This is a genomic window from Arthrobacter roseus, from assembly GCF_016907875.1.
Classification (GTDB): Bacteria; Actinomycetota; Actinomycetes; order Actinomycetales; family Micrococcaceae; genus Arthrobacter_J; species Arthrobacter_J roseus.
This window is the reverse complement of the sequence record NZ_JAFBCU010000001.1, coordinates 286,471-307,639: the sequence shown is the minus strand read 5'-3', so window position 1 is coordinate 307,639 and position 21,169 is coordinate 286,471. Positions and strand designations below refer to the sequence as shown.

Annotated in this window: 23 protein-coding genes; 20 read left to right on the top strand and 3 right to left on the bottom strand. The window is 59.7% G+C overall.

Going from position 1 to position 21,169, the window contains the following annotated elements:
- The first annotated feature begins 8 nt into the window (after positions 1–8).
- From JOE65_RS01630 to yczE, 15 genes are all read left to right on the top strand, one after another.
- Positions 9–956, top strand: a complete 948-nt coding sequence (locus tag JOE65_RS01630) for an ABC transporter ATP-binding protein (RefSeq protein WP_205161604.1) — start codon at positions 9–11, stop codon at positions 954–956.
- A gap of 2 nt (positions 957–958) precedes the next feature.
- Positions 959–1,822: an ABC transporter permease gene (locus tag JOE65_RS01625; RefSeq protein WP_205161603.1), complete on the top strand. Its 864-nt coding sequence runs from the start codon at positions 959–961 to the stop codon at positions 1,820–1,822.
- Positions 1,823–1,847: 25 nt separating this feature from the next.
- Positions 1,848–3,086 (top strand): sensor histidine kinase, encoded by a 1,239-nt coding sequence (locus tag JOE65_RS01620; protein WP_239536581.1) that lies wholly within the window; start codon positions 1,848–1,850, stop codon positions 3,084–3,086.
- Positions 3,087–3,091: 5 nt separating this feature from the next.
- On the top strand, positions 3,092–3,790 hold the full coding sequence (locus JOE65_RS01615) for a response regulator (protein ID WP_205161602.1): 699 nt from the start codon (positions 3,092–3,094) through the stop codon (positions 3,788–3,790).
- Between the two features lie 69 nt (positions 3,791–3,859).
- Positions 3,860–5,131 (top strand): M18 family aminopeptidase, encoded by a 1,272-nt coding sequence (locus JOE65_RS01610; RefSeq protein WP_205161601.1) that lies wholly within the window; start codon positions 3,860–3,862, stop codon positions 5,129–5,131.
- A gap of 10 nt (positions 5,132–5,141) precedes the next feature.
- Complete coding sequence (locus JOE65_RS01605) at positions 5,142–6,581, top strand: glycosyltransferase family 2 protein (protein WP_205161600.1); 1,440 nt, start codon at positions 5,142–5,144, stop codon at positions 6,579–6,581.
- On the top strand, positions 6,578–6,790 hold the full coding sequence (locus tag JOE65_RS01600; protein ID WP_239536580.1) for a hypothetical protein: 213 nt from the start codon (positions 6,578–6,580) through the stop codon (positions 6,788–6,790). Before JOE65_RS01605 ends, JOE65_RS01600 begins: the two co-directional genes overlap by 4 nt.
- A 171-nt stretch (positions 6,791–6,961) precedes the next feature.
- On the top strand, positions 6,962–7,267 hold the full coding sequence (gene rpsF / locus JOE65_RS01595; protein WP_205161599.1) for a 30S ribosomal protein S6: 306 nt from the start codon (positions 6,962–6,964) through the stop codon (positions 7,265–7,267).
- A gap of 61 nt (positions 7,268–7,328) precedes the next feature.
- Entirely contained in the window at positions 7,329–7,907 is a 579-nt protein-coding gene (locus JOE65_RS01590; RefSeq protein WP_205161598.1) for a single-stranded DNA-binding protein, read from the top strand.
- An 88-nt stretch (positions 7,908–7,995) separates the two neighbouring features.
- Positions 7,996–8,235: a 30S ribosomal protein S18 gene (rpsR, locus tag JOE65_RS01585; protein WP_205161597.1), complete on the top strand. Its 240-nt coding sequence runs from the start codon at positions 7,996–7,998 to the stop codon at positions 8,233–8,235.
- A gap of 18 nt (positions 8,236–8,253) precedes the next feature.
- Entirely contained in the window at positions 8,254–8,706 is a 453-nt protein-coding gene (rplI, locus tag JOE65_RS01580; protein ID WP_205161596.1) for a 50S ribosomal protein L9, read from the top strand.
- A gap of 164 nt (positions 8,707–8,870) precedes the next feature.
- Positions 8,871–9,173, top strand: coding sequence for a hypothetical protein (locus tag JOE65_RS01575; protein ID WP_205161595.1), 303 nt, complete (start codon positions 8,871–8,873; stop codon positions 9,171–9,173).
- A 112-nt stretch (positions 9,174–9,285) separates the two neighbouring features.
- Positions 9,286–9,666 (top strand): TFIIB-type zinc ribbon-containing protein, encoded by a 381-nt coding sequence (locus JOE65_RS01570; protein WP_205161594.1) that lies wholly within the window; start codon positions 9,286–9,288, stop codon positions 9,664–9,666.
- Positions 9,667–10,217: 551 nt separating this feature from the next.
- Positions 10,218–12,815 carry a replicative DNA helicase gene (gene dnaB, locus JOE65_RS01565; RefSeq protein WP_205161593.1) on the top strand — a complete coding sequence of 866 codons (2,598 nt, stop codon included), beginning with the start codon at positions 10,218–10,220 and terminating at the stop codon, positions 12,813–12,815.
- A 22-nt stretch (positions 12,816–12,837) separates the two neighbouring features.
- Complete coding sequence (yczE, locus tag JOE65_RS01560) at positions 12,838–13,536, top strand: membrane protein YczE (protein WP_205161592.1); 699 nt, start codon at positions 12,838–12,840, stop codon at positions 13,534–13,536.
- Between the two features lie 17 nt (positions 13,537–13,553).
- On the opposite strand, the gene JOE65_RS01555 is transcribed toward yczE, so the two are convergent.
- Entirely contained in the window at positions 13,554–13,883 is a 330-nt protein-coding gene (locus JOE65_RS01555) for a cupin domain-containing protein (protein WP_205161591.1), read from the bottom strand.
- A 64-nt stretch (positions 13,884–13,947) separates the two neighbouring features.
- Between JOE65_RS01555 and JOE65_RS01550 the strand changes: the two genes are divergently transcribed.
- On the top strand, positions 13,948–14,592 hold the full coding sequence (locus JOE65_RS01550; RefSeq protein ID WP_338021521.1) for a LysE/ArgO family amino acid transporter: 645 nt from the start codon (positions 13,948–13,950) through the stop codon (positions 14,590–14,592).
- Between the two features lies 1 nt (position 14,593).
- Here the strand turns inward: JOE65_RS01550 and JOE65_RS15405 are convergent, their stop codons facing one another.
- Positions 14,594–16,177 (bottom strand): SIP domain-containing protein, encoded by a 1,584-nt coding sequence (locus JOE65_RS15405; protein WP_205161590.1) that lies wholly within the window; start codon positions 16,175–16,177, stop codon positions 14,594–14,596.
- 105 nt (positions 16,178–16,282) lie between these two features.
- On the opposite strand from JOE65_RS15405, the gene JOE65_RS01540 reads away from it, so the two are divergent.
- Both JOE65_RS01540 and JOE65_RS01535 read left to right on the top strand, forming a co-directional pair.
- Positions 16,283–16,609: an ArsR/SmtB family transcription factor gene (locus JOE65_RS01540; protein ID WP_205161589.1), complete on the top strand. Its 327-nt coding sequence runs from the start codon at positions 16,283–16,285 to the stop codon at positions 16,607–16,609.
- The gene (locus JOE65_RS01535) at positions 16,609–17,307 is read left to right on the top strand and encodes a cation efflux transmembrane domain-containing protein (protein ID WP_205161588.1); all 699 of its coding nucleotides are present in this window, start codon (positions 16,609–16,611) and stop codon (positions 17,305–17,307) included. The genes JOE65_RS01540 and JOE65_RS01535 overlap by 1 nt, the downstream gene beginning before the upstream one ends.
- 26 nt (positions 17,308–17,333) lie before the next feature.
- Here the strand turns inward: JOE65_RS01535 and JOE65_RS01530 are convergent, their stop codons facing one another.
- The gene (locus JOE65_RS01530; RefSeq protein WP_205161587.1) at positions 17,334–19,604 is read right to left on the bottom strand and encodes a putative bifunctional diguanylate cyclase/phosphodiesterase; all 2,271 of its coding nucleotides are present in this window, start codon (positions 19,602–19,604) and stop codon (positions 17,334–17,336) included.
- A gap of 207 nt (positions 19,605–19,811) precedes the next feature.
- Between JOE65_RS01530 and JOE65_RS01525 the strand changes: the two genes are divergently transcribed.
- Positions 19,812–20,879, top strand: a complete 1,068-nt coding sequence (locus tag JOE65_RS01525) for a YeeE/YedE family protein (RefSeq protein WP_239536579.1) — start codon at positions 19,812–19,814, stop codon at positions 20,877–20,879.
- 24 nt (positions 20,880–20,903) lie between these two features.
- The gene (locus JOE65_RS14990; RefSeq protein ID WP_239536578.1) at positions 20,904–21,131 is read left to right on the top strand and encodes a sulfurtransferase TusA family protein; all 228 of its coding nucleotides are present in this window, start codon (positions 20,904–20,906) and stop codon (positions 21,129–21,131) included.
- The last annotated feature ends 38 nt before the right edge of the window (positions 21,132–21,169 follow it).

Here is a 21,169-nt window from a genome sequence, read left to right as displayed (position 1 = left end):
GATGATCCATGATTGAGGCACGAGGCCTTGGCAAGAACTACGGTTCAAAGACGGCGGTCAATAACGTCTCCTTCACCGTGCAGCCTGGAAAAGTCACCGGCTTTCTAGGACCAAATGGCGCTGGCAAATCCACCACGATGAGAATGATCGTGGGTCTCGACCGCCCATCGCACGGTGAGGTTCTCGTCAACGGCAAGCCTTACAGCCAGCACCGGGCGCCGCTGCATGAGGTGGGGGCGCTCTTGGACGCCAAGGCAGTTCACACCCGTCGTTCGGCGTTCAACCACCTCCGGGCTATGGCTGCCACGCACGGAATTCCCACCAGCAGGGTCCGCGAAGTCATTGAGATGACAGGCCTCGGTCCCGTCGCGAAGAAGCGAGTTGGCGGTTTCTCCCTCGGCATGGGCCAGCGGCTTGGCATCGCCGTCGCCATGCTCGGCGACCCTCACACTCTGATCCTTGATGAGCCCGTCAACGGGCTGGACCCGGAGGGTGTGCAGTGGGTGCGTCACCTGGCCAAGGGACTCGCAGCGGAGGGCCGGACAGTTTTCCTGTCATCCCACCTGATGAGCGAAATGGCTCTGACGGCTGACCACCTCATTGTGATTGGGCGCGGCCAGATCATCGCGGACGCACCGATCGCGCAGATCATCGGGAATCAGGGCCAGTCAAGCACGCGCGTCAGGACTGACCAGCCAGAGGTGCTGGTGCGCACCCTGGCGAACGACGGCGTCACCTCCCGGCAGCTCGAACCTGAGCTCCTGGAGATCAGTGGTGTTGAACCGCGTCAGATTGCGTACACCGCACTGCAGAACAACGTTTTGCTCTATGAACTGACGCCATTGCAGGCATCCCTGGAGGAAGCGTACATGCGTCTCACCCAAGATTCGGTTGAGTACCATTCGCAAGGCCTCGGCTCTGAACACGCCGGCATTTCAGCCGGGGAAGGAAAGTAACCATGAGTTCCACAACAGTTTCCGCCCCCACGCACCCTTCGGTGCGGAACTTCGGCGGTGTCACCTTCGGCCGTGTGCTCAAATCTGAGTGGATCAAGATCACCACCGTTCCGTCCACCGTGATACTGCTCGCCATCACCGCTGTGATCATGGTGGGTCTGGCAGCCCTTAGCGCCTGGTCTACTACGGTCCTCGCGGAAATGATGGCTAACACCCCTGAGGGAGTGGACATGGCTGGGACGCCGGAGCCGGCGTCGATCGCGGGAACGGTTCCGGGTTCGGGTCTCATTTTCGGTCAGTTGTTGGTCGCATCCCTTGCCGTTGTGCTGATTGCCTCTGAATGGGGAACCGGCATGATCCGATCAACGATGGTGGCCGTGCCCACCCGTATCCCAGCTCTCGTGGCCAAGAACCTGGTGTTCGCGGTCATCGCTTTCATTGTCGGCGCCGGATCGGCGTTCCTCGGCTACCTCGTGGCGCAGCCGATTCTCGCCACACAGGATCTCACGTTCAGCCTGACCGACGACGGCATTCTGCTGCACATCATCAACACTGGTTCCGTCCTGGCCCTTGTGGCGATTCTGGCCATGTCCATCGGTACGCTGCTGCGCAATACCGCTGGCGGCGTGGTGACCAGCATTGGTCTCCTAATGGTGCTTCCGATCCTGCTGCTGATCTTCTCCAGCATTGCCGATTGGATTCCAGATGCCGGTCGCTTCCTTCCCAGCTCTGGCGGCGAGCAGATGGTTGCCATCGACATCATGCCCGACGCCTTCAACCAGTGGCAGGGCGCGCTCGTTCTCGGTGGTTGGGCACTGGTCCTGTTCATTGCCTCACTGTTCGTCACCAAAGCGCGCGATATCTAGGCGGCGCTAGAACTAAGCTCAGCTCATGAGCTCCTCATCCTTGGTGAAGGAGACGGCGGAACGAACGGCCGTCGTCTCCTTCACCGAGATCAACGAACGACGACGCGGCCCAATTCGCCGCTTCTTCCATCGCCACCCCCGGCTCATGGACCTGCTGGTATCCACCTTCTTTGTGGTGGGAACATTGCCTAACGCGGTCTTCGGGACCTCCGGTCAGGAACGTTGGTGGCTGATCGTGCTGGTGCTTGCGGCTGCAGGCTGCCTCCTGTTCCGCCGCTTCAAACCGGTACTCATCCTTTTTGTTCTGTCACTGGCTGAGCCCCTGATCACTCTTCTGAGCGACGCAACAATGAGTTTCGGCATCGGTATCTGGGCCTGCCTCTACGCCGTGGCGCTACAGCACTCTGCCCGATACGCGTTTACAGCCATGGCACTTTCCTCCATTCCGAGTATCGGGTCCTTCTGGGTGGCGCCCGAGGAAGCCTTCAGCGATGACCCGTGGGTGATTTTGGTTATCATCGGCTTTGTTCTGCTGACCTATTTCATAGCCGTGGGCATCGGAGTCACGGTGCGCCGCGACCGCCTGCACGAGATGGAGCTGGCCGATTGGGCCGAGCGAAACGAGCGCCTCGCCTCAGCCAACGAACGCAACCGGATCGCCCGGGAGATGCACGACGTCGTCGCGCATTCACTGTCGGTGATGATCGCGCTATCGGACGGTGCCGGCGTCGTCGTCCGAAAAAATCCGGACCGCGCCGGGGAGGTCTTGACTGAATTGTCTTCTGCCGGTCGGACAGCGCTTGCCGATATGCGCCGGGTCCTCGGCGTTCTGCGTGAGGGCGAGGGCTCGGCAGCGCCGCGTGAGCCGCAACCTGTGACAGGATCCCTTGCGTCACTGCTAGATGGGTTTCGGCTGGCTGGCCTGCCACTGAAGTCTGTGGTTACTGGAAGGGCTCTGCCTGAGCACCACGGTTTTCAACTGACCGTTTACCGGATCGTCCAGGAGTCTTTGACCAACGTCCTGCGCTATGCCAAGGGTGTGAGTACCGTCGAGGTGCTGATTGAACGTGAAGGCAGCAAGGTGCGGATCCGAGTGACGGACGACGGAGCCGGCTCGCTGGACGGCGACTCCGTGGGTTCGGGTCAGGGCATCAACGGAATCCGCGAGCGGGCAGCCATTTATGACGGACGGGCTGTGATCGGTCCGCTGGAGAGCGGATGGAGGGTTGACGTGACGCTTGTTGTACCGGATGAGGGGGAGTGACTGACATGACCGAGGTTGTAGATCCCAAAATCAGGATCCTCTTGGTGGATGACCAGCCGCTGCTGAGGATGGGTTTCCGGCTCATCCTTGAGGGCGAGGATGACTTCGAGGTCGTGGGCGAAGCGGTGGACGGCGCGGATGCTGTGCGGCAGGTTGCGGTGCAGGAGACCGACGTCGTGCTCATGGATGTCCGGATGCCGGTTATGGACGGGATCGAGGCGACGAGGCGCATCGCTGCGGCCTCGTGCGCGAGGATTATTATCCTGACCACGTTTGACCTGGATGAGTACGCATTCTCAGGGTTGCAGGCAGGGGCATCGGCCTTTCTCCTCAAGGATGTTGCACCGCAGGAGCTGGTACAGGCGGTCCGTTTGGTGGCTAGTGGGGACGCCGTCGTCGCGCCCCGGATCACCCAGCGCCTACTCGAAACGTACGTCCGCTCCCTTCCCGCGCCGGCCCAGTCACCGCCGCCTCGTGACCCGTTGCTGGATGAGCTGACGCCGCGTGAACGTGAAGTGCTCGGAGCTATCGCCGAGGGACTGTCCAACGCGGAGATCGCCCAGGGGTTCTTCCTGTCCGAAACAACCGTGAAAACCCATGTGCGTCGTGTCCTCAGCAAGCTCCACCTGCGGGACCGGGTCCAGGTTGTGGTCTACGCCTACGAAACAGGGCTGGTCACTCCCAGTCAGGGCCTCGACTACTAGCCCGCTACATCAAATGGTGCTTTGCCGCGGGCCCGGGTGGGGAACTGGGGTGTTGATAGGCTCAACATCATGACTTCCGCTGTTGACCACATCACAGATCTTGGCTCCTATATTGGTGCTTCCCCCTCGAGTTTTCACGCCGTTCAGGAGGCTGCACGACGCCTCGACGCCGCCGGTTTCACCCGGTTGGACGAGGCCACGCAATGGCCTCAGGGTGCAGGAAACCGGTACATCGTCCGCGATGGCGCGCTGATCGCGTGGGTAGTGCCGGAGAGTGCGACGGCGACGACGGGCTTTCATATCCTGGGGGCACACACTGACTCGCCGTCGTTCAAGCTGAAGCCCAAGGCCACCATCGGACGTAACGGCTGGCTGCAGGCCGGCGTCGAAGTCTATGGTGGGCCGTTGCTGAACTCGTGGCTGGATCGTGAGCTGTGCCTTGCTGGCCGGTTGGTCACGCTCGACGGCGAGGAGCACCTGGTCGCCACCGGACCCATGCTGCGATTCCCTCAGCTCGCGATCCACCTGGACCGGCAGGTCAACGATTCCCTGAAGCTCGACAAGCAGCAGCACATGAACCCCATCTGGGGGATCGGGGACCCGTCCGAGGCGGACTTGCTGGGTCTGTTGGCGGGGGAGACGGGACTGTGCGCGGAGGACATCGGCGGGTACGACGTCGTTGTCGCCGATACTCAGGAGGGCCGAATCTTCGGTGCGGAGGACGAGTTTTTTGCCGCGGGCAGGATGGACAATCTGTCCTCTGTGCACGCAGGGCTTGAGGCGCTGGTATCCGTGGCAGGAGCCAAGGACGGGCCCATCGCGGTCCTCGCCGCATTCGATCACGAGGAAATCGGGAGTGCCTCCCGTTCAGGTGCTGCCGGTCCTATTCTCGAGGACGTGCTGCACCGAATTTCGGACGGGCTCGACGCCGGTTCCTCGGACCGGTTGCGGGCATTCGCTGATTCGGTGTGCGTTTCTGCTGACGCAGGGCATGCTGTGCACCCCAATTATTCGGACCGCCACGATCCGGCAAACCACCCACTTCTCAATGGTGGACCGCTGCTGAAAATCAACGCGAATCAGCGTTATGCCACGGACGCGCAGGGTGCTGCGCTGTGGGCGCGGCTCTGCCGGGATGCGGAGGTGCCGTACCAGGAGTTCGTGTCCAATAACGTGATGCCGTGTGGTTCAACGATTGGTCCGCTGACGGCAACGCGCCTCGGGATCCGGACGGTCGACGTTGGCATTGCGTTGCTGTCGATGCACTCGGCCCGTGAGCTCTGTGGCGTCCAGGACCCGTTCAGACTGTCCACAGTTGTCCAGCGGTTCTTCACCGAATAGGTGTTGATTCATGCGTAGACGCAATCTGCATCGGCTGGTAGGCGTCTTTATCGCTGTGGCGGTTGCCGCAGCTGCGGCGCTTCTCTGGTTGGCGATCGTCATCCAGGGTCCTGAGGTGGCTGAACCCTCGGCCCGCCACATCGTCGTTGGTATCTGGGATGTTCTCTATGATGCTGAGGCGCCGTCGTTGTGGGTCATTCTTGTTGCCGTGGCGTTCGCACTTCTGCTGGCAGCCGGCGTCGCGCTGTTGGAACGGCGCATCAGCAACTCGTCCCGTCGATCTGCTGGTCGAGTAACGGTTCCACTGGCTCCACGCGGGATCATGGAGGCCACACGAGGCACTTATGCGGGCCCGGTAACGGTCACAGTCGTGGTCCCTGCCCACAACGAAGAAGCGTCGCTGCCTTCCACTTTGGAGTCGCTGCTTCATCAGTCGCACCGGCCGGAGCGCATCATCGTTGTGGCGGATAACTGCACGGACGCCACGGTTGAGCTGGCTCACAGAGCCGGTGTGGACGTGTTCGAGTCGGTGGGGAACACAAAGAAGAAAGCGGGCGCTCTGAACCAGGTGCTGAGCCAGATCCTTCCCGATCAGGGTTTGAATGACGTTGTCATGGTGATGGACGCCGATACAAGGCTCGACGACGGATTCCTGGCCTCTGCTGTGCGCCGTTTCACCGAAGACAGGGCCCTGATGGCTGTTGGTGGGCTCTTCTATGGAGAGACCGGGCATGGACTGATTGGGCAGTTCCAACGCAATGAGTATGTCCGCTACGCCCGGGAGATGCAGCGCCGACGTGGACGCGTGTTTGTGCTCACTGGAACGGCGTCTCTATTTCGGCCTACGGCGCTTCTGACTGTCGCGGAACAGCGGGGGAAGACCATTCCTGGAAGACTGGGAGACGTTTACGACACGGCGGCCTTGACCGAGGACAACGAGCTGACGATTGCCCTGAAGTCTCTTGGCGGGCTCATGATCTCCCCGGCAGATTGCACCGTCGTCACGGAGTTGATGCCCTCATGGCGTACTTTGTGGGCGCAGCGGTTGCGGTGGCAGCGAGGCGCCCTCGAAAATCTTGGCGCCTACGGTGTCACTCCACAGACGGTCCGGTACTGGGCGCAGCAGCTCGGCATTGGATATGGGGTGATTGCCTTGTCCTCGTACCTGCTCCTCATTCTGTTGACGGTCTTCGCTTTGGACGCCTGGGTTTTGTTCCCGTTCTGGTTGGGCGTGGGACTCCTCTTCATGCTGGAGCGAATGATCACGGTGTGGAAGGGCGGATGGCGGGCCAGACTATTGGCGTTGACGCTCTTTCCGGAGCTCCTCTTCGACATGTTTCTCAACGTTGTCTACGTGAAGGGCATCATCGACATTTCGTTGGGCAGGACAGCGGACTGGAAACATGTGGTTCACGCTGGTCCGCGCGCAAGCGATGAGGCTTCGTCATGACCGCGCTTCCCACGGGGATTCTGTTGCCAGAGTCCGTTATTCACTCGGATCTATTCGCCCTGCTAGCGGCTTTCGTGGCCATCCATACCGTCTTTTATGCGACGCTCGCCCTGTCGAAAATCCTTCCCAAGGTGTATCTCAGTGATTGGGTCCGCCGTCGTCATGAGCGGACTGAAACACGCAGCATCAACCCTGAAGACCCCGTGTAGCAGCCTGGCCACCGCATGATTCGATCACGAGTTCACGTTCGAGTAGACTAAGTAAGTCTGTTTTGTCTGTGCCACGTGGCACGCTGTTCAACAGTTGGCAGCAGATCATCGCAAAGAACCTCCTGTTACGGAAATACCGTGACCATTTAGTCCAAAGGGGGTGGGTTCACAATGCGTGCATATGAACTGATGGTAATCATCGACCCAGACGTCGAAGAGCGTACCGTTGAAGCATCACTCGAGAAGTTCCTGAGCGTCATCCGCAAGGATGAAGGAACCGTCGATAAGGTCGATATCTGGGGACGTCGCCGGCTCGCGTATGAGATTCAGAAGAAGACCGAAGGCATTTACGCCGTCGTCAACTTCACGTCCACGCCCGCGGCAGCAGCTGAACTTGATCGCCAGCTTGGTCTCAACGAGACCATCATGCGGACCAAGATCACTCGCCCCGAGGAGCAGAAGGTTTCCGCCGAGTAATTCGGTGTGATCTTTTCTTCGTCAAAGACGTCCACAAGGACCAGGACAACAGGAGGCCCGCATGGCAGGCGAGACCATCATTACCGTCGTTGGTAATCTCACCAACGATCCGGAACTACGGTTCACCCCGTCAGGCTCAGCAGTGGCGAACTTCACCATTGCCTCCACACCCCGTACGTTCGACAAGCAGTCGAATGAGTGGAAGGACGGCGAAACGCTGTTCCTTCGCGCATCGGTGTGGCGCGAAGCTGCAGAAAACGTTGCGGAGACCCTGACAAAGGGCACCCGCGTCGTCGCGCAGGGCCGCCTCAAGTCACGTTCGTACGAAACTAAAGAAGGCGAAAAGCGTACTTCCATGGAAATCGAGGTGGACGAGATTGGTCCATCCCTTCGATACGCATCCGCGAAAATTTCCCGTAACCAGCGCTCCGGCGGTGGCGGAGGTAACTTTGGTGGCGGCGGAGGTAACAGCAACGGCGGCAATGCCGGCAACGCAGGCGGCCAGGGCGGAAGCTCTGGCGGTGGCTGGAACAATCCGGGGAGCAACCAGGGCAAGCCGGCTGAAGACCCATGGGCAACGCCCGGGGGCAACAGCGGGGGCTGGGGCAACGGCCCGGATTCCAACGAGCCACCCTTTTAACCTTCTGTAACACCAGTGACGGCGCAAGCCGTCCACCCCATCCCGCGGAACCGTTCTGCGGGCTCCACTAGACAAAAGGAGCACCACGATGGCTAAGGCTGAACTACGTAAGCCCAAACCAAAATCCAACCCCTTGAAGGCCGCTGACATCACTGTCATCGACTACAAGGATGTAGCGTTGCTGCGCAAGTTTATTTCCGATCGTGGAAAGATCCGTGCACGTCGCGTCACAGGCGTAACTGTGCAGGAACAGCGCAAAATCGCTCTGGCAATCAAGAACGCACGTGAAGTTGCGCTCCTGCCCTACTCCGGCGCTGGCCGCGGCTAAGGGAAAGGAACCAAATTCATGGCAAAGCTTATTCTGACCCAGGAAATTACCGGTCTCGGCACTGCCGGCGACGTCATCGAGGTAAAAGATGGTTACGCACGTAACTACCTTCTGCCCCGCGGTTTCGCCCTCATGTGGACCAAGGGTGGCGAGAAGCAGGTTGAGTCCATTCAGGCTGCCCGCGTTGCCCGTGAGCACGCTTCCCTTGAGGATGCTCAGACGCAGGCCGCCGCCCTGTCCTCCAAGGCTGTTCAGCTCACGGTCAAGGCCGGCGCGTCGGGACGTCTCTTCGGGACCGTGAAGACCGCCGACGTTGCGAAGGCTGTTGAGGCTGCTGGCCTCGGCACCATTGACAAGCGCAAGGTAGAGATTCCCACCCACATCAAGTCGGTTGGTTCCTACCAGGCAAACGTCCGCCTGCACGACGACGTGGCTGCTGTTATCGACCTTGAGGTCGTAGCCAGCAAGTGACGTGAAGACCCTTCGATCAGATATTGAGAGGATCGAGGGAACGTCTCGCACGTCAGTAGGCGATAGTGCAACTGAGTGGCCGGGACCCTTCGGGGTTCCGGCCACTTTTGTGTCTGTCGACGTTGGCGGTGCTGCCCCGGGCAAGGAGACGGTAGCGTGGAGCCATGACGGAAACACCCCTTGAGGTTGACGGGGGGCCCTCGCATCTGACGGGAGGCCTGGCTCTGGCGTGTGCTATTGCGGCACCGATTCTGGGCCTATTGATTATTGGCATCACCGTGAGTGCAGATTCAGCTACCCAACAAGCTGGCCTCATGGTTGCTCTGATCCTGTGCACTGCGCTGGCGCTGGCTGCTCTGGTCTTCGCCGTTAGAGCATTGTTCACGGGTCATGGACGACTCATGGCGGTGGCCGCACTGGTGGTCGCGTTGTTGACGAATCCTTACTCACTGCTGTTCCTCAGCTGAGGTCCGTGCTGCGCTTCGCTGTCGTGGGCCCAGTACGCATCTGACTTCTGCGAAACGATGTGGCTTCGCTATTCGTTGCAGAATGGACCGCAGACAATGAGGAGAATATGCAATGAAGTGTCCGTTGGATGGCAGCACTCTGGTGATGTCCGAGCGTAGTGGTATTGAGATTGATTACTGCCCGGAGTGCAGGGGTGTGTGGCTGGATCGAGGTGAGCTCGACAAGATCATCGACCGGGCGGCTGCCGATTCGCCCGCTGTTCCTCAGCCCAGTCCGTCTGCATCGAAGCAACCGATGGCCGCTCCTCCTCTTCCTTCGCCGACCCTCGGTTCAGACCGCCATGGGAGGGGTTATCACGAGGAGCGAGATGATGATCGAGACGGCAGGTACGGAATGAGAGGCGATGATCCACGGCGCGAACAATCCCGTGGTTACGATAAGTCTCGACGCCGCAAGAAGGACAGCTTTCTAGGCGATCTCTTCGACTTCTAGGCCTATTGATAGACGAGACTGAATAAGTTCTACAGGCCGTCCTCTTCGTATTCCTCCAGGGGCATATGAAGGGGACGTCCTTGTGTGTGAACGGTTGTGGATATCACGTTGCCCCTGTGGATAGTGGGACAAATGTTGGACCTAGGGCCTGCGTGACCTTCATGTCAACTCGAAAGTTGTGGATGAATGTTTACCCGAAGTTTCTTTTCGTCCACACGCGCATGAGCTTATCTTGCCTAGTCAGAGGGCATATGCATAATAAATCTGATGCTTATCCACAGAGTTGTTACCAGTCTGTGCACAACCTTGGGCCACTTATCCCCAGAGAAAAAACTTACTTGTGGATAACTTAGTTGGCGTGTCGCGGAATCAGGACTACGGTTGCGGAAGATTCCTCAACATCGGAGGACGGTAGCAGCCGAAATGTCGGTGCCACCTGATAGTTCTGTATAGGCAAGCAAAACTGCCACCGGAAGAGTTCTCCTGGCCGGTATGTGGGGCGGAACTGACAAAGGAAGGTCGCTGGAGTGTCTTTGGCGCAATCAAGTTCAATGGAGTCCTCGCGCGGCGGGGACTTTACGCGCACCCCTCCACAGGACCTCGTGGCCGAGCAGTCCGTGCTCGGCGGCATGATGCTCTCGAAGGACGCTATTGCAGACTGCGTCGAGGTGCTGCGCGGAATCGATTTCTACCGTCCTGCGCATGAGAGCATCTTCGAATCCATCATTGACCTTTACGGGCGCGGGGAACCTGCTGACGCGGTTACTGTCTCGGACGAATTGACCAAACGTGGTGAAATTGCACGCATTGGCGGGGCCGCCTATCTGCATACGCTTATCCAATCGGTCCCGACGGCGGCGAACGCCGGATTCTATGCGGAGATTGTTCGTGAGCGAGCAGTTCTGCGAAGGCTCGTCGACGCCGGAACCAAGATTGTGCAGTTGGGCTATTCAAACGATGGCGAAGTCGATGACATCGTCAATGCTGCACAGGCCGAGGTCTATGCGGTGGCCGAACGCAGGACAGCGGAGGACTACGTTGCACTGAAAGACATCATCGAAGGCACCGTCGATGAAATTGAGTCCGCTGGCCACCGCGGGGAGGGCATGACGGGCGTCCCCACCGGGTTCTATGAACTCGATGAGCTGACCCAGGGCCTTCACGGTGGGCAGATGATCGTTATAGCGGCTCGTCCGGCCGTTGGTAAAGCTCTGGCGTTGGATACACCGGTTCCCACACCCACTGGTTGGACCACAATGGGCGACATAACCCCAGGACAGGAAGTTCTGGCCATGGACGGCACGCCCACTCGGGTCACTGCGGCAACGGATAGCATGGCGGACCGTCTCTGCTACAAAGTCACATTTGATGATGGCAGCACAATAGTTGCCGATGCGGAGCACCAGTGGCTCACTGACGATCGGGCTTCGCGAAAGTCGAAGCAGGCAGCATCCGTCAACGTCAGCCGAGGTTGGAACCAACGCATGTTTGCTGCTGTACGGACAACGGAGGAAATTGCCGCCTCGGTTCGGTGCACAACTAAAGACAATCGGCTCAACCACTCTGTGGCAACGGCGAGCACCCTGAAACTCCCTTCTGCTTCTCTGCCGATCGGTCCATATACGTTAGGCGCGTGGCTTGGAGATGGACACTCGAAGGCGGCTCGGATTACAACTGCGGATGTAGAAGTACTCATGCGCATTGGCGGAGAGGGCTATTTGACGCCACACGTCGACGGCATCACCTATGGCATCCAACTTCCGGTTGAGTCGTTTCTTTTTGAAGGTGTGTGCGTTGTTTGCGCCAAGCCATTTTCCAACAAGGTTCGGCACGTCAGAACCTGCTCTCAATCGTGCGGTGGAAAGGCGCGGTTCATTTCCCGACCGGTTGCTAAGTCAACCTGCATCGACTGCGGGCAGGAGTGCGCGGGTGGACTTAGGTGCCAACCGTGTCGGCTCCACCATGGATCGTTCCAGGCCCTGCTGCGGTCATCTGGGGTGTTGGGCAACAAGCACATTCCGATGCAGTACTTGCGGTCCAGCGAAGGACAGCGACGCGACCTGTTGGCAGGATTGTTGGACAGCGACGGCACAGTCACATCGAGTGGGTGCGTGCAGTTCGCTGTGACGTCGCAGCAGCTTGCCCTAGGTACTCGGGAGCTGATCCACACTCTGGGGTACCGCACAGGATGGAGTGAAAGGCAGGTCCGCGGTCGGTCGGTGGAGTCTTCCACTTCGTTCACGATCACCTTCGCCACGAGCGACGTCGTTTTCGGGCTGACGCGAAAGCAGATTTTGCACAAGGAGCGGGACGCGCGTCCCACGCCCAAACGGAAGCAGCGGTTCATCTCGGCGGTGGAGAAAGTACCGTCTGTTCCGGTTCGGTGCATTCAAGTGGAACACCCGTCGCACCTATTCCTAGCTGGGCCAGCGTTCATCCCTACTCACAACTCGACGTTCGCTTTGGATTTTGCGCGGTCCGCGGCCATCAAACACAACCAGACCACGGTGTTCTTCTCCCTGGAAATGGGCCGCAATGAGATTGCCATGCGCCTGCTGGCGGCAGAAGCCACTATTGGGCTGCAGGACTTGCGCAAGGGCACCATCAAGGACGAACAGTGGAGCAAGATCGCCACGACAATGGGCCGGCTCAATGACGCGCCGTTGTTTATTGACGACAGCCCCAACATGTCTCTCATGGAGATTCGGGCTAAATGCAGGCGCTTGAAGCAGCGCCACGACCTCAAATTGGTGGTCCTTGACTATCTGCAGCTGATGTCTTCGGGAAAGCGCGTCGAGTCTCGGCAGCAGGAAGTGTCCGAGTTTTCGCGTGCGTTGAAACTGCTCGCCAAAGAACTGGGTGTGCCGGTCATTGCCCTATCTCAGCTGAACCGTGGGTCGGAGCAGCGAACGGATAAGAAACCCATGATCTCGGACCTGCGTGAGTCTGGGTCTATCGAGCAGGATGCCGATATGGTGATCCTGTTGCACCGTGAAGACATATACGACAAAGAGTCGCCGCGGGCTGGCGAGGCGGACCTCATTGTAGCCAAGCACCGCAACGGTCCCACCAAGACCATCGTGGTGGGCTTTCAAGGGCATTACTCGCGCTTCGCCAACATGGCTGTCGAAGGCGGGGGCAACTTCTAATTTCGCCTGAAAGAAAGGGACCATGCGAGCGTTTCTCACCAGCCGGACGCTTCTGATCCGCCACCTGCGTCTATATATCGGCATCTTCGCCTACGGTTTCGCCATTTCCATGATGCTGCAAGGTCAACTTGGATCTGCGCCGTGGGATGTGCTCGGACAGGGCGCATCACGGGTTATTGGCTTGTCCTTCGGCGTGACCACCATTCTGGTCAGCATCGGGGTTCTGCTGCTATGGATTCCGTTGAAACAACGCCCGGGATGGGGAACCGTAGCCAACACGCTACTGGTAGGTGTTTTTGCCAACGTCGGACTGGCTATTCTGCCCAAACCCGACGAATTGATTTGGCAAATTCTGCTGTTCACCGGTGGCTTGTTCCTGCTGGCGCTGGCCACCGCGCTCTACATTGGGGCGGGAATGGGGCCGGGTCCGCGCGACGGACTGATGACCGGATTGGTCAGGGTGACTGGGAAGCCCATTTGGGTCATCCGCAGCGGCCTGGAATTCACGGTGGTGGCAGCCGGGTGGGCAATGGGAGGACTCGCCGGGATCGGCACTCTCGTCTTTGCTCTTGCCATCGGGCCACTCATCCAACTGGCTGTTCGAATTCTCTACGCAGAATTGGAACCTCAACGACCACGTCAAGCAGTGGTGGACGGACCATCCGTCAGTGACTCATCAAAACCCTGTGGCCAGGGCCCTGACGAGCCATGCAGACCTTGACAGGCCCGCGGCCACAGCTATCGCTTGGCAACCGTTAGGACGACGACCGAGTCCTCCAGAGCCTCCAAACTGTGCCGGGCGTCCGGGACGATGATGAGATCTCCACCCGAACCTTCCCAATTATTCTCGCCGGAAATGAGAGAAACTCGGCCTTGGATAACCCATAGGGTGGCCTCGCCTGGATTCTCGTGCTCACTCATGGATACACCGGCGCGCATCGCCACTAGGGTCTGACGCATCACATGCTCATGACCGCCGAATACCGTCTTGGCACTGCGTCCGCTTGGAGCTTCTTTGGCATGAACCAACTCGTGACGGGCCAAAGCAGTCAAAGATATCTTCTTCACAGCTGTTCCTTTCGATCCGGACAGGACGTGTTACGGGAACTATAGCCAATTGGCGGTGGTCCTAGTGAACCTGCACACTATCGTTGTGGACACCTTCGACACGATTCAGGCTTTGCTGTTGGGCCTCGGAAGCGGGCTCGTGCTGATCATCGCTATTGGCGCGCAGAACGCTTTCCTGCTTCGCCACGGTATTCAGGGCAGGAACGTCACGGTCCTGATCCTTATCTGTGCCGTGTCCGACGCCATCCTTATCACCCTGGGCATACTTGGTGTCGGTGCCATCATTGGTGCTGTGCCCGCGCTGGTCGACGTGGTCAGGCTTGTCGGCGCTGCCTTCCTCATTGGGTATGCGCTGCTGGCAGCCAAGCGCGCCCTGCGGCCCGGCAGTCTCAAAGTGTCAAAACCTGATCGCGCTACCGGGATGCGGGACGCCGTTCTGGCCATGTTGGCGATCACCTGGCTGAATCCACACGTCTATCTGGACACGGTGATGTTGCTGGGCACTCTTGCCAACCGCCAGGGCCCCGATTTGAGGTGGTGGTTCGGCGCGGGAGCGATAGCGGGAAGTTTTTTCTGGTTCTCCGCTCTCGGGTTCGGGGCTCGGAAGCTGCGGCGGTTCTTTGCCAAACCGTCTTCGTGGCGCATCCTCGACGGTGTGATCGCCGTCGTTATGCTGGCCCTAGGACTCCGGATGGCGTTCGGGCACTGATTCAGTCCTCGAAGATCTTCCCGATCGGTTCGCGCTTCTCTGCCTGGAATCGGTCTTCGGCACGACCGCGTGCCCAGTATCCGGATAGGGACAGCTGCGAACGGTCCACGCCCAGCTCCTTGAATAGCCGCCGCAAGTCCTTCATGGATTCGCGCTCACCGTGAGCAAAAACGTCCACCTGTCCATTGGTCCATTCAAGGGCCCGGACTGCTGTTGCCAGGCCGCCGTCGGGCGCTTCATCCAACCAGGTCACGTGGATCCCGGCCGGGGTATTCAAAGGCAACCGGTCCTGCGGGGTGTGCACTTCAAGGATGGCGTGCCCGACGGCGGTTGGCGGCAACTGCTCGATGGCGGCTGCGATGGCCGGGAGTGCTGCGGCGTCGCCGACAAAGAGGTACCAGTCGGCGTCGGGATTGGGTGAGTATTTACCGCCGGGGCCGCGGAAAACCAATGTGTCACCGGGCTGTGCTCGCGCGGCCCAGGGCCCGGCAAGCCCTTCGTCGCCATGGATCACGAAGTCGAGTGCGAGTTCCTGCGTGTGCTCATTGACCCAGCGGACCGTGTAGGTGCGGGTTGTCGGAAGGTCCTCCGGGGCCAGCTTCTCTCGGAGCTCGTCGAAGTTGTAGGGCGGAATGAGTCCAAGTTCCGGCTTGGCAAAGAAGATTTTGACGTACTGATCCGTATGGCCGTTGGAATGGAACGCGGCAAATCCCTCGCCGCCCGCGATGACGCGGACCATGCCGGGACTGAGCTGCTCTGTTCGAATGACCTCGAGAATTACTTGCAGTTTGGCTTTACGGGGTGACTGCTCGGGCACGGACGATGGCTCCTGACGGTTGAGGTGGCGACGGGTTGCTGGCTTGCGTGCAACGACTACGAGAGAGCCGATTCCGTCTTCAACCGTCTCATGTCGATAGCCCCCATATACGTCTTGGACGATGAATCCCGCATCCATCAACATGGTCCGCAGCAGCTCTTCTGAGCGGAAGCGAAGGGGGCCGCATTCCATGCTTTCTACGCCTTCCGGACCGATCTCATGGGAACAGAAGTCGATCATGCCGGTTTCTTCGCCAACATGGGTGGTCTGATACCAGTGCTGGCTCTGTCCGCCGGGTAGTTCAACTAGCTTGTGGCTGCGTTCTTTGGTCCACGCCTCCCAGCCTCGCGCCCTCAGATCACGGGCATCGAAGGTCAATCGACCATCGTCGGCAAGACACGAGAAGATGTCGGCGAAGGTGCGGGCCAGTTCGTCGTCATCCAGAATTTCTTGGACCACGTTGGAAGACATGATCGCTACATCGAATCGCCTGTCGGCAGGAATTGCTTGGGAGTCGCCGTCGATCCACTCAACGATCTGACCTTGCGGCTTATTACGCGCAGCCCCCAACGACGTAGGATCCGGATCCACGCCAGTGACGGTGAAGTCTCCAGTGCGCGCGATGGCCAACGTGATTCGACCTGTCCCACAGCCGAGATCAAGGACACGGCCCTGAGGAACTGCGGTGGCGAAATTCAGAAAGTAGTCGTCGTCTGCGCCCCAGTTGTTGACGGCGTCGTACAGGTCCGCGGCGTGCTCGTTCGTCATTGAGTCACTGTACTGCGGCCTGCGCGTTGAGTGACAAGACAGCAGCGCAACCGACCAATCAATACAGCTACTAATGTATTCATCAAAGCGTGTACCGTAGGATCTATGGAAACGCTGAATTATTCGTCCGTGCTGGCCAGGTTCGGCTCTGCTGTTTCGGATCCAACGCGGGCGCGCATCCTTCTCGCCCTCCACGACGGACCCGGCTATCCCAGCGACTTGGCGGAAATTATTGGCGTCAGCCGACAGAGTCTTTCAAACCACCTGTCCTGCCTTCGAGGCTGCGGACTCGTTGTCTCCGTACCCGAAGGGCGTCGTTCTCGCTACGAACTGGCCGATGCCAAGTTGGGCGAAGCCTTGTCCAGCCTCCTCGGAGTGGTCATGCTGGCCGCCCCTGAATGTTGCCTCACGAATGATGGCGAGTGCTGCTGATGAGCGCACAGAATCTGCATCTGGACGTCGCAGCCGGTGAGCGACGGCGAGTGCTGACCCGCCGAATCCGGCTTCTCGTGGCTGCAACGATCACCTACAACGTCGTGGAAGCCATTGTGGCGATTTCTGCCGGGGCTGTGGCCTCGTCTGCCGCCTTGGTCGCGTTCGGGCTGGACTCCGTGGTCGAGGTCCTTTCCGCCGCCGCCGTCGCATGGCAGTTCTCCGCGGGCAACCCGCAATCGCGGGAGAAGGCCGCGTTGCGGCTGATCGCCTTCTCATTCTTTGGCTTGGCGTTGCTGGTAAGTGTTGGCGCGGTCAGTGACCTTCTGGGCGCAAGCGTCCCTGATCATTCGTCGGTCGGTATTGCGCTTGCCGCCGTCAGCGTTGTCGTGATGCCTGTGTTATCGCTGACCCAGCGTCGGGTAGGCCGCGAACTAGGCTCGAATTCCGCCGTCGCCGATTCCAGACAGACGATGCTGTGTTCCTACCTGTCCGCTGTCGTCTTGGTCGGATTGCTCCTGAACAGCACGCTCGGCTGGTCGTGGGCGGATCCGGTGGCGGCACTGGTCATTGCCGGGTTCGCGGTCAAGGAGGGGATCTCGGCGTGGAAAGGGGACGCCTGCTGTGCGCCAAACGCTGTTTTACACGAATCGGAGGAACCGACGTCGGGCGCTTCAGCCTGTGAATGCTGTCGGTAAAACTTTCCGCGTAGGGCGTTAAATCCCTAGACGGTCACCGGCTCGTCTACCTCCCCAACAAAGCCGGCGGTGCCACGGGTGGTGATCCACTGGTCGAACTCTGCGGCAGGCAACGGCCGCGACATGTAGAAGCCCTGTGCCCGGTCACAGCCGTACCCGGTGAGCTGATCGTAAACGGCGCGGCTCTCCACACCTTCAGCGACCATCCTCAGATTCAGTCCGTGGGCCAGAGACACCGTTGACGCGACCAGGGACGCCGCACGAGGGTCATCGACGATGGGAAACACGAAGGACTGATCCAGCTTTAGCTCGTCAATGGGCAGATCCCGAAGGTAGGACAGGGAACTGTAGCCGGTGCCGAAGTCGTCGACCGCAATCTGCACGCGCTGGCTCCGGAGGCGGGTCAGGATAGAGCGGGCACGGTCCCTGTCGCCCATCAAGAAATCCTCAGTGATCTCCAGCACCAGTGCTAGTCCGGTAAGACCACGTTCAGCGAGCATGGCACCGACCTTGTCAGGGAAAGAGGTATCCACCAGAGAGCTGGCGGAAACGTTGACTGCAACGGCCAACGGGGTCTCACGTTCCTGCCACAGCGCGGCCTGGTCCAAGGCTTTGCCCAGCACCACAAGCGTCAGCTCATGCATGAGCCCGGACTCTTCGGCCAGCGCAAGGAACGAGACGGGAGGCAGAAGGCCGCGTTCCGGGTGGTTCCACCGAACCAGTGCTTCCGCCCCTTGAATCTGTCCGGTCTCCAGGGCGACTTTGGGCTGGTAGTGCAGAACCAGCTGGTCCGTGAGTAGCGCCTCGCGCAGTTCCTGCAAGGTGCGCAACCGTTGGTCACCGTGATTATCGTCCTCACTCTGGTAGACGTGATGCCCCGTGTGGGCCGACTTCGCTTTATACATGGCCATGTCCGCTTTGCGCAGCAGCAGACGCAAGTCCATGCCTTGCGAGGGGAAGAGAGCAATCCCGATGCTCACACTGGTCTGCAGGGTGATGCCTTCGAGCACGAAGGGCTCGGCCAGAGCATCGCCGATGGCGGAGGCCTTGTTGATAGCGCTGTCGCGCTCGGAATCATGCAGAAGGACCGCGAACTCGTCGCCGCCCAGCCGCGCCAATAGGTCCTCCGGTCCCAGCTCCAGACCCAGACGTGAGGCAACCTGCATGAGGAGGAGATCGCCGACGTCGTGCCCAAGACTGTCATTGACCTCTTTGAAACGGTCCAGATCCAGGAGCATCAGGGCCTGCGGCTTGGGGGACCGGCCTTTGAACCGGGCTGGCGCATCGGCATAGAGGGCTCTGCGGTTCGGCAGGCCAGTGAGCTCGTCGGTGCGGGTGATGCGGTGCAGCATGCGCTGGCGGAATACCAGGGGAACAGCCGCGAGAATCAGAGTGGTACTGGCCAGCAGCAAAGCCAGCAGTGAAATGTGTCGCTGAGTGCCCAGCAACAGGATGATGAGGGCCGCCAAAGTCGCGATGACGGGGACGATGAGGATCTGGTTGCGACCATCGTCGATAACCAGTGGTTCCTGCCGGTCAGCTAACTCGTCTATCCATAGAACGAGGACCAGCATGCCTGCCCCCCACGTGATGTCAACCATTGAACCGACGGCATAGGTACCACTTTGCTCCATCAGCACATAGACCACGTCGCCGGTGCTGATCAGTAGGAGCCCGGTCACGAGAAGAACCCATAGCCGGTTTCCATCCACGGTCTGGAAAGCTGCGACTCCTGCGATGACAGCCACTAAGGCCATATCGAAAATTGGATAAAGGACGGTAACCGTAGCCGTCCACCCTGGTTGCAGTGCCTGCCCAATAACGGGTTGGAGCACAACCGCCAGGATCGCTGCGGCACCAAAAGCACCCACGGCACTATTCAGCAGAGCAGGGAAGGCGACGGCGGCCAGTCGGCGTCGTGCACGCACCGCCAACGAGCAGAGGAGGAATGGGAAGAACAGCAGGTAGCAAACGTCAGCGAACAACAACGATCCAGGTTCAATGTTCGAGGTCGGCAATAGGTAGAGACAATCAGCGACGACCCGGCCCGTTATGCCTGCGGCAGCCCAGCCAACTTCTGGCCGAGCAACGGTGGCCCGGCGAAAGGCCAACCACGCTACGGCTGCCATGGAGCCCTCAGCCAGTATGCCTAACCAGCCGTCAATGATGGGGTCGAAGCCGTCGTCGTTCAACAGCCGGGCTAGACCATAGGCGAGGATGAGCAGAACCACGATTCGGGTGTGCCGTTTCCGCATGCCGATGATGGCTGAAAGACGCGTGCGCACGCTAATGGACATGGCTGGCCCCGCTTCTCTCGGTCATGAAATACACATGTTTAACTATCGGCGAATGTCCAGGGATGGTTAGGTCGAATCGACCGATAGAAGTGGACTAACGGGTCATCATGGCAAGTTCAAGGCCACACGACGTCTCGCGACGTAACCGCAGGCAACCGCAGGTAACCTCCCTTGGCTTAGCGGCACCAGTCCGGGCACCGTAGTTCCATGTTGATAACAGGTCTCCTCCTCGGTACGGCACTCGGATTCGTCATGCAACGCGGAAGGTTCTGCGTCACTGGCGCATTCCGCGACATCTGGCTCTCCCGCAACACACGGTGGCTGACGGCATTCATGCTGGTTGTCGCCATCCAGAGCGTCGGAGTTTTTGCCCTCGACGCTGCTGGCGTCATCACCCTGCAAGAAGATGCTTTCGCCTGGTTGGCCACCATCCTCGGTGCTTTCATCTTCGGGTTCGGCATTATTCTGGCCGGCGGCTGTGCCACAGGCACCTACTACCGCTCCGGTGAAGGACTCGTTGGATCGTGGATCGCGCTGGCCGCTTACGCGTTGTTTGCCGCGATCTCCAAGTCTGGACCGTTGGCGGGAACCACCGATGCCCTGCGTTCAGTGACCGTTCCACTCACGAATTTCCACACAACCCTCGGTGTTAGCCCCTGGGTGCCGGTCGCCTTCCTGCTTACCGGCGTCGGGTTGGCCGTCCGCCATCAACTGCGCAAACCGAAACTGAACATCGCTTCCCTGCCCTCGCAGCGCACCGGCGTCGCTAAGGCTCTCTTTGACAAGCACTGGGGTGCGTTCACCACGGCTGTCGTCATTGGTGTCATCGCCATTCTGGCGTGGCCGCTGAGTTGGGCGACGGGCCGCGAATCGGGTCTTGGTATCACTACGCCGTCGTCGAACCTTGCTTCCTTTTTCATCACCGGTGATGTTGAGCTCGTCGATTGGGGTGTGCTCCTGGTTCTTGGCCTGCTGGTCGGTTCCTTCATCGCAGCGAAAGCCAGCGGCGAATTCAAGGTCCGGGTTCCGGATTCCTCGCAGGCAGTCCGCAGCATTGGCGGCGGCGCACTCATGGGCATCGGCGCGGCGTGGGCCGGCGGCTGCACAATTGGCAACGCCATGGTCAACACGGCCGTATTTGGCTATCAGGGGTGGGTGTCACTGGTCTTCATGATCATCGGAACCGGCGTGGCCGCAAGGATTTTCATCACCCCCGGTAGCAACGGTAAAAACGCAAGTACGACGACGGCTCTGGCCACCGCACGCGTCAGCTAACTCACACTAAGGAGAGTCACAACCATGGCACAGCACATTCTGGAAACCGACGGTCAGGTCTGCCCGTTCCCACTCGTCGAGGCTAAAGCGGCTATCGCTGAGCTGCCGATTGGTGACGAACTGGTCATCAATTTTGACTGCACTCAAGCAACGGACTCCATCCCACGCTGGGCCGCCGAGAGCGGCTACCCGGTCACCAACTTTGATCGCCGCGGCGACGCCGAATGGACCATCACAGTGCAAAAGGCCTAGGGCAGCGTGTGGCCAATCCGGCTTAAGACATCAAGGAT